General features: G+C 31.5%; 7 protein-coding genes and 1 tRNA gene. All 8 read left to right on the forward strand.

Annotated features, from left to right (window positions below):
• The first annotated feature begins 82 nt into the window (after positions 1-82).
• Positions 83-155, forward strand: a tRNA-Cys gene (locus tag ACRDDY_RS19265).
• A 431-nt stretch (positions 156-586) separates the two neighbouring features.
• Complete coding sequence (locus ACRDDY_RS19270) at positions 587-1,315, forward strand: BRO family protein (protein ID WP_438566529.1); 729 nt, start codon at positions 587-589, stop codon at positions 1,313-1,315.
• A gap of 58 nt (positions 1,316-1,373) precedes the next feature.
• Positions 1,374-1,556, forward strand: coding sequence for a YonK family protein (locus ACRDDY_RS19275; protein WP_438566530.1), 183 nt, complete (start codon positions 1,374-1,376; stop codon positions 1,554-1,556).
• 21 nt (positions 1,557-1,577) lie between these two features.
• Positions 1,578-2,762 carry a hypothetical protein gene (locus ACRDDY_RS19280; RefSeq protein WP_438566531.1) on the forward strand — a complete coding sequence of 395 codons (1,185 nt, stop codon included), beginning with the start codon at positions 1,578-1,580 and terminating at the stop codon, positions 2,760-2,762.
• Positions 2,763-2,993: 231 nt separating this feature from the next.
• Complete coding sequence (locus tag ACRDDY_RS19285; protein ID WP_438566532.1) at positions 2,994-3,917, forward strand: hypothetical protein; 924 nt, start codon at positions 2,994-2,996, stop codon at positions 3,915-3,917.
• A 535-nt stretch (positions 3,918-4,452) separates the two neighbouring features.
• A complete protein-coding gene (locus ACRDDY_RS19290) occupies positions 4,453-4,884 on the forward strand; it encodes a hypothetical protein (RefSeq protein ID WP_438566533.1) in 432 nt (143 codons plus the stop codon).
• A gap of 397 nt (positions 4,885-5,281) precedes the next feature.
• On the forward strand, positions 5,282-6,328 hold the full coding sequence (locus ACRDDY_RS19295) for a hypothetical protein (protein WP_438566534.1): 1,047 nt from the start codon (positions 5,282-5,284) through the stop codon (positions 6,326-6,328).
• A 31-nt stretch (positions 6,329-6,359) separates the two neighbouring features.
• Positions 6,360-6,982 (forward strand): hypothetical protein (locus ACRDDY_RS19300; RefSeq protein WP_438566535.1); only part of this gene is annotated, 623 nt, incomplete at its 3' end.

Consider the following 6,982-nt stretch of genomic DNA (forward strand, 5'->3'; position numbering starts at 1 on the left):
AAATTTATGAGTAGATATCTCGTAGACAAAATCCTTCTTGAACTCGCACCAAGAGGTTAATAAATTGTGTGAGATTAAATATGGAAGTGTTTCTCGTGACGAGAGAATGGACTGCAACTCCATTAGCGTGGGTTTGATTTCCACCACTTTCTCCATTTACCTTAGCTAGATTGTATAGGTTAAATCAAGCATGTCGAGGATATTTTTAATTTTGTCTATGAGTTAATATTGAGACCTACCAACAGTTACACTTAAGCTGTTATAGACTAGGTGCTGCAACACTGGATATAAAAAGTGACTGTGTTATGTACTGTATAATACTTTTTCAAATTTTTTTGTTTATATTCCATAATTGTGGAACTCCTTTCTAGTATTTAATTTAGTGGGTGAAATTCCCACTACTATGCTAATTTAGTTCACTTGTAGAACATCTCTAATAGAGAAGGAATGAGGTCGTACCTCATAGTTGGCTCCAATACAGTATTTGACTATATACTATAATAATAGTTAGCAAGGATTTGGAGGATAATTACCTCCCTCCTTATATTTAATTAAAATAAAGATAATATATGAGGAGATTGATATAGTGAAAGATTTACAAGTTTTTAATAATGAAGTTTTTGGTGAAATAAGAGTTTTAGAAAAAGATGGACAACCTTGGTTTGTAGGGAAAGATTTAACTGAAAAGTTGGGATACCAAAATGGTAGAGACGCTCTAAGTAAACATGTTGATGCCGAAGATAAGGTAGTAGCGAAATGCGACACCCTTGGAGGAAAGCAAAGCTTAACTATAATCAATGAAAGTGGTATGTACAGTTTAGTAATTAGCTCAAAATTACCAAGTGCAAAAGAGTTTAAAAGGTGGGTAACTAATGAAGTGCTACCTTCTATAAGAAAACATGGTGCTTATATGACTGATAATGTTGTAGATATGATTTATAATGATCCACAAGCTATGATTGATTTATTAACCAAGCTTAAAGAAGAAAAGGAAGCAAGAGTTGAAGCAGAAAAGAAGAATACTATATTAATGCATGTTAATAAGACTTATACTGCTACTGAAATAGCTAAGGAATTAGGATTTAAGTCAGCTATTGCTTTAAACAAATATCTTGTTGATAAAGGTATACAATATAAGGTTAATAAGTCATATGTATTATATAGTGACTATGCAGACTTAGGATACACTAGTTTAAAGCAGCAAATACTTGACAATGGTAAGGTAATCTATAATAGACACTTTACTCAAATGGGAAGAGATTTCATAATAAATCTACATAAAGATGAAAGCAAGAATAACACTAGGATTGATTAGATACCTAGTGTTATTTTTATATATAAATTAAAAATATAAATTAATAGGAGAGATTGAGATGGCTAAGAAAAAGAAAACAATTTCAATGAAAAATGCCGAGGTTTTATTTGGAGATGAAGGTATAAAGATATTGGAAAGATTAAAAGAAGAAGAAATAGAAACAGATTTAGAGACAGTATTAAGAGAATTTGAAGGTTGTGCAAATATAAGCATAACAATAGCTACTGAGTCAGAAATATAAATTAGAAAGGGACTAATTTGTATGAATATTAAGGAGTTTGAGGAGAAAAAAGATTACTGTCTAAAGAAATTAAATAAAGAAATAGATTTAGATTGGTCAGAAATAGCAAGTGAGCTTGGATTAAATATATCGAGCGATCATCTACGAAAGTTGTCATATGCATACAAAGAGTATGATGATTACATTAAAGAGAAGGGTATGGATTCCATATCTGATGATATACACCAAAAATTAGTCGAGCAAATGGTAGAGATAAAGAAACAGAAAGTTCAATTATCTGACTTAAGAGCTGAGGTTAATAGACAATCAAGATATCAAGCAAGATATGAGCAACTACTAGAAACAGTTAGATATTCTTGGGAGAAGGCGTGTGAGTTAAAACCTTATTATCAATACGAAGTAATACTACCTGAGAATGATAATATAGCAAGAGAAGGTGTTTTGCTACTTAGTGATTTACATTATGGACAGATAGTAGAAAACTATTGGAACTCTTACAATTCTACTGAGTTTAATAGAAGATGTGAAGTTTTAGTTCAAAGAGTGATTAACATATCTAAGCTACATAAGGTTCAAAAAGTCAATATACTTGGATTAGGTGATTACGTAAATGGACTGATCCATACAACTACTAGATTATCAAATAGAGAATCTATAGTTGAGCAAGTTACTAATGTATCAGAGGCAATATCTACAATAGTGTATAATATAGCTAAAGAAGTTCCATATGTAACATTGTCCATGACAGATGATAATCATTCTAGAATATTTGCTAATAAAAGTGAAAATACAGACAAGGATAGTTTTGTTCCTTTTATGAAAGAGTTTATAAAGTTAAGAATAAAAGAGTTACCTAATGTAGTATTCTTAGAAAATCATATAGATAGTGGTATATCTGTATTAAATATATGTGATAGAACTATTGTAGGTGTTCACGGAAATAATGATACATTAAAAAATGCTATACCTAAAATGACTTCTATGTTAAAAACTAATATTGATTATATGTGTATTGCTCATTATCATAATATCAAAGAAGATACTGTTGGTGAAAGCGAGCTAGTGTGTAATGGTAGTTTTGGAGGCACAGACGAATACGCTAAGAATCTAAGGTTACATTCAAAACCAATGCAAAAGTACATGATATTTAGTAGAGAATATGGTAGAGAGTGTACTTATAATATCGATGTCAGAGGTATTAGATAGAACTAAATAGAGTAAGATTTTAGATAAAAGGGTAGTTTTATTTTAGGACTACCCTCCTCTTTTCTAGGGGTGAAACAAGCATATAACTTCCCCCTAGTTGGTTGTGTGCTTGTTTTAGCTTAGAAATAGGCTAAACTCAATCTCCCTTAATTTATATATATTATTTACATGCCCTAGTGAGAACGGTAAATTCACTAGGGCAATTTTTTACATATAAAAGGAGATTAGTTTATGGCAGTTAGTAATAAAATGAAATGTGCGAACTGTGGTAAGTCAAGGGTTATTGAAAAGAATTTTTATATGAGTCATAGTCAAGTGTATAAGCACAATGATGGTAGAATACCTATTTGTAAGAACTGTACTCTTGAAAGGTATGAACAATTACTATTAAAATATGAAAATGAATTTAAGGCTTTGTATCATTTATGTATGAATTTAGATATTTATTACAATGATGATTTGGCTGCTGTAATGCGCAAGAATTTAAAAGAAAAAGACAATGATAGTTTGGCTAAGGTGTACTTGGCTAAGGTTAATTCTCTGCAACAATATAAAGGATTAACTAGTATTGATTCTGATAATATTCCTCTTGATGGGAATGTTGAAAGAGCTATCGAAGAAGTAAAGAAAACTGTTTCAGATAAAGTTAGAGTTAGATGGGGCAAGGGATACACAGATGATGATTATCTTGCTTTGGAATATTTCTTTAAGGAGTATGAAAATAACCTTGAACATGAAAATGACTTTATGAAACTAGAGATAATAAAAGAAATGTGTGTTATAAAACACATAAGAGATAAATCAATGAGAGACGGAGATTTCAAGACAGCAAGAGAATACTCTGATTTACTTTCAAAGAAAATGACTGATGCTAATTTAAAGCCAAGTCAACAGAAAAATTTTGGTGAAGCAGATGAAGATGTGTATTCATTGAAGATGAAGATTATAGAAAATGAAAGACCTGTTTGTGAACCTCTAAAAGAATATCTTGATGTAGATGGTTTTTGGAAGTATTTAAATAGGCATATGATAAAACCCTTTGCTAGTGCTATTGGACTTGCCAAAGGTGAGTACTCATTAGAAGATGGTAGTGATAAAATTGTGATGGATGAAAAGCTTACCAAAGAGTTGGATGGTGTTTCAGATGAAGACTAAGCATACTAAAAGAGATAAATTATCTAAGAGACCTTATGATAATCTTATGAATGGTATTGATATTTGGACTAGCTTTTGGAGAGCAAATCCACATAGATTTTGCTTAGATTATCTTGATATTAACCTACATATCTTCCAACAAATATTAATATATGCGATGAACAAATCAGATACATTTGTTTTTTTGGCTTCTCGGCGGATTAGGTGCGAAACGCCAGTATTTTCCTGTGTTTTAATAGTGTCTATTAATTCAAAATGGTAAAATACAAAGTGCCTAGTATTAAGTAAAATGCAAGTGCTTAATGCTGTAATTGAGGGAAATCGAAAGAGTCCTCCTTAAAATGGACAATATCGAGATTGCCATAAGCAAATGGTGATTGTAACGACTAGGAGTTGAGGGTTATTGCTACTAAAAATACTCCCACGAGCCTTCGACACTCATTGCATTTTTAACATGAGAGTGAAAATATAGTCTGAACTTACACAATGGTAAAGTATAAGAAACATAGGATAAAGAGCCTATGTGATAACATAATTGAAAACGTATCTTACTGCGGTCTACTGTTGTTGTAGATGTATTCTATTCCCAGGTACTAAAATAAACATTTCATCTAAAGTTAAATCTCAGAGTAATACTATTATTTCTGAGAAGATTAAAGATGAGTTAATGCCTCGTTCTGTTGCTTTAAGAAAAGAAATTAAAGAAATTAAGACGAGTGCAAATGAATGTTCTGTTGAGTTTTGGAATGGAAGTACTATTAAAGTATTAACTGCAAACGACAATGCTCGTAGTAAAAGAAGTAATATATTAATAACAGATGAGTACAGAATGGTTGATAAGGATATTATAAATGGTGTTTTAATACCTACTTTAACAGCTCCTAGACAACCAGGATATTTACAAAATGCAAAATATAAACACCTTCAAGAAGAAAATAAACAGATAGAGATGTCTCTATATAGATAAAGTACAATAAGTCTATATAGCAAATCGAGTAAAATCGGTCATAGGTATCGTGAGATACTTGGTAAGAAAGACTAAGTCTAATATTAGATAAGTCAATACCGAGGTAAATAATTAATTTAAAAGTTAATTATCACTGTAACGCATAGATATTGAAACTATTTTGAGAGATAATTACTCTCCATAGAATATAATGTATCCAAGAGTACTCGACACACTTTGTACAGATTGTAGTGTGAAAATGTATGCTAAACTAGAATGTGAAAAGACACATTCATAATGGAGGAAACTCCTAGAACTAGAGGATAAAAAACCTTTAGGATAATATAATTGATATCTTTCTTCAGGGTGGTATTCTTCTACATATTCTTATGAGGTATTTAAAGAAACTTATACAGATATGTTAAAGGGTAAAAACTCGTTTGCTTGTTCTATTCCTTTTACTTGTTCATTAGAACATGGTCTTATGACTAAGTCATATATTAAGAAGGAAATGGAGAAGGAAACTATGACACATGCTTCTTTCGTAATGGAGTATTGTGGTAAGTTCTACAATGAATCTGATAGTGCATTTTATAAATCAGATGTTATAAATCCTTGTAGAACATTAAGAAGACCTTTCTATCCACCTACTACTGTGGATTATTTAAAAAATAAAAATAAAAGAAATAAAGCTATGCCTAAGCAGCCTAATGAAATACGTATTATAGGTGCGGATATAGCCATATCAGCTGGTAAGCAAAACGATAATTCTGTATTCTCACTTCTTAGAGTTCTTCCCAATGGTGGAATATATGAGAGACAGCTGGTTCACATGGAAAGTCATAACGGTATGAAGCCTGATGAACAAGCGTTGATTATAAAAAGGTTATTTAAAGATTTTGAGGCAGACTATATAGCACTTGATCGATCTGGCGTCGGAAGTAGTGTGTGGTCAGAATTGCAGAAAATTACTGAGGATTCGGAGCGTGGTGAGGAGTATCCAGCTTATACTTCTATGAATGATGATAATACTGTTGATAAAATTGCCTCAAGAGGTGCTTTACCGGTCGTTTATACTATAGCACATCCTAGTGTTGCTTTCAATAGTGATATTGCCACTGGTTTACTTGCTTCTTTCCAAAAGAAAAAACTTAAACTTCTTATAGATCATATGGATGCTAGAACTGAAATGCTAGAGAAAAGTGGTGGAGAGTTTTTAAAATCATCTCCTGACGAACAGGCTAGGACTATGCTTCCCTACGTTCAGACCACTGCTCTTGTAAATGAGCTAATTAACTTAGAATACACTATCTTAAATGGTAGTGTAAGAATAAATGAAAAAGGTAGTGCGAGGAAGGATAGATATTCTTCATGCGCATATGCTAACTGGTTAGCAAATATGATTGAACAAGAAGAAGAGAAGAAGAAGAAAAGAAGCACTAAACAGACTTTTGCATTTTGGTAATATGTTCAAAGTCTTGAAAGGAGGATGATTAATGAATTTAAAAGGAATTACCAGAGAATCAAAAGAAGTACCTAAAGTAAATGATTCCATAGAGAAGAGATTAGCTTTTGCTCAAAATCCCGAATATGTTGATAAGCAATTACAATCTATTAATGAGATGTTGAGTAGAAGAAACTTTTCTTTATTGAGTGGGGTATCTGCATTATCTACTGAAATGTATAGACCTAGACAGATTTCTAGAGAGCAAATCAGACGGGCTGTAACTAATCCATATGCTAATGTTGAAACTTTACAACAGGCTTCTATGTTACTTAAAGCTACTAATGGTATTTACAAGAAGGTTTTGAATTATCAATCTACCATATTAACCAATGACTTTATGATTTATCCTATTTTAGTTGATAAGTTAAAAACTGCGGATAAGATGGATAAAGCATATCAAGAAATTGCTATTTATTTAGATAAGTTTGATATTAAACATACTGCTTGTTGGATATATGAGAGATTATTCGAACAAGGAGAATTGTACTTATATAAGCTTGAAGATGCCACAGGAGTTGTTATGCAAGAGATACCTAATACTCTATGCAAGATAACTTCTATTGAGAATGGCATACAAAAATATGGAGTAAATTTAGCTAAGTTAAATGATAA

It is taken from the genome of Clostridium sp., assembly GCF_051656525.1.
GTDB lineage: Bacteria > Bacillota > Clostridia > Clostridiales > Clostridiaceae > Clostridium.

Coding starts and splice junctions, on each gene's coding strand:
- ACRDDY_RS19275 (WP_438566530.1), top strand. CDS start 1,374: ATGGCTAAGAAAAAGAAAACAATTTCAATGAAAAATGCCGAGGTTTTA.
- ACRDDY_RS19280 (WP_438566531.1), top strand. CDS start 1,578: ATGAATATTAAGGAGTTTGAGGAGAAAAAAGATTACTGTCTAAAGAAA.
- ACRDDY_RS19285 (WP_438566532.1), top strand. CDS start 2,994: ATGGCAGTTAGTAATAAAATGAAATGTGCGAACTGTGGTAAGTCAAGG.
- ACRDDY_RS19295 (WP_438566534.1), top strand. CDS start 5,282: ATGTTAAAGGGTAAAAACTCGTTTGCTTGTTCTATTCCTTTTACTTGT.